Source organism: Saprospira grandis DSM 2844 (assembly GCF_000275825.1).
GTDB classification, from domain to species: domain Bacteria; phylum Bacteroidota; class Bacteroidia; order Chitinophagales; family Saprospiraceae; genus Saprospira; species Saprospira grandis_A.
The window spans coordinates 483,916-485,654 of record NZ_JH719942.1 but is presented as its reverse complement, the minus strand read 5'-3'; the positions used below and the strand labels follow the sequence as shown (position 1 = coordinate 485,654).

At 42.0% G+C, this 1,739-nt stretch carries 2 pseudogenes; both read right to left on the bottom strand.

Annotation, left to right across the window (positions count from 1 at the left end):
* Nucleotides 1–1,026 (bottom strand): annotated as a pseudogene (locus SAPGRDRAFT_RS02415) (hypothetical protein); the annotation flags it as partial.
* A 421-nt stretch (nucleotides 1,027–1,447) separates the two neighbouring features.
* Nucleotides 1,448–1,739 (bottom strand): annotated as a pseudogene (locus SAPGRDRAFT_RS02405) (hypothetical protein); the annotation flags it as partial.

Sequence of the window (1,739 nt, the reverse complement as noted above, 5' to 3'; positions counted from 1 at the left end):
TGTTCTAAGTGAGTTATCTACTTTGACCTTAGCTAAACTTTGAGCAAAACAATCCTCAATAGTATTGAGTTGAATAAGCCCTAGTTGAGCTCGCGATAGTTGTGCAATTAAACCCTCAATTAGTGCTTTAGCCATAGGACTTTGGCTAGCTTTAGCTAAGCTATTTAAGCTGTCTAAAAGCTCTGCCTTTTGCCAAATAAAATCGGCCAATGACAAAGTACTATCAAATTCTAGTTTAACCTGGGCTAAATATTCCTCTTCTTCTTTTGCTTGTTGCTCTTCTTTGGCCAACTTCTCCTCCAACTCCTCCTCCGTCAAAAAGTCATCTTTGGCCAGGGCTTGGTCCAAAATGGGTTCTAGTTGGTTTGGGGAAAGGACATAAGGCGCAATGCTAGACTCAATAAAGCGCGATTTAGCTCTATACTTCTTAATCTTTTCTACCGCATCATAACGCTCAAAAATTTGGGCCAATTCTTCTAAAAATATACTGGGCGGCTTGTTGTCTGCCTGCTCTACTAAAGCCTTAATATCTGCTGCAATTAGACGGCAAACTTTGAGCTTTTTACCTTCCTTGAATTTGATGTAAAGATCATTTAGATATAAGGTTTCCTCCCACTGGTCTTTTTGAATATTGCCTTGCAGCTTTCGTGCTTTTAAAGCAACTTCTTGAGCATTTTGAGCAAACTCTAACAAAAAATCAGTTTTGGGTATATCCTCTTCCTTAAGGGCCAAAAATAGCTGCTCCAAATTGGCCTTATCCATTTTGAGCTGCGGCTTAAAGGCCTTTAGGCCCGCTTTGGTCTTGAGCAAAGCCGCCTTTAGGCTTGGGCGATCGGGATCCTCTGCAGGAAGCTCCTGATAAAGTGAATGTAGCTCTAGATATTGGGCCAAGGTTTCTTCATAAAGGGCTGTATCTTCTTGATACTGCTGCTGCTTTGCCAAAAAAAGTTACTCGCTGCTTCATCTGTAATAAATTTAGATGGCCAAAAATAAACTCGATAACAGAAAAATGGCTAATGCTTTCATCGTTTTGCTTTTGTGTTTACGTAAAGGTAGTAACTTTTTATTATAAACGTAAAGTGAGTTTAGATTTATTTTTTTGGGGCTGCCCCGAATTATCGGGCGGGTCGGGCTGTTTATTCCCGTTGGTCATCGAACTGGCGCCCCTATAGGGGCTGGTTGTCACAGCTCGCAGGTCTGCTCGGCCCTGCGCCGCCTTTGGCGGCTGGGTCTGGCCCTGCGGGCCACTGCTGCCCATCCCTCAGCCGCGGGCCTTCGGCCCTTTTGACTGTAGGTTAAAACCTACAGCCAGATGGTATTGCTTCGCAATGATATATGAATGAGGGTTGAAACCCTCATGAATTGAACGGTATCTAAAATTATACAAAAGCTAGACAGATTGGCCGCAAAAAAGCAAAGCCCCAAACGGAAGTTTGGGGCTTTAAGACTATCTAAGTTTTTTGCTAATAATTACATTGGTAGAGCTAATAATTTGAGGCATAAGTAGTATAGGGCTATCCTTATCAAGTAGTTTTGATGAGAATGATAGACTGACAATTTCATCTCCAGCATCATTTAGGCCCTTATAAACTGATTGGAGGTCAATTTGGAAATGAGCTATACTTTGCTTTTGTTGGCCCGGCTCTATTTGGCCTTTTAGCTCATCCATTTCTCCCTCTGAGGCCTCTCGAATTAGATATTCTTCTTTTTTTTGTTTGATGACAAAATCCGTCCTCTTC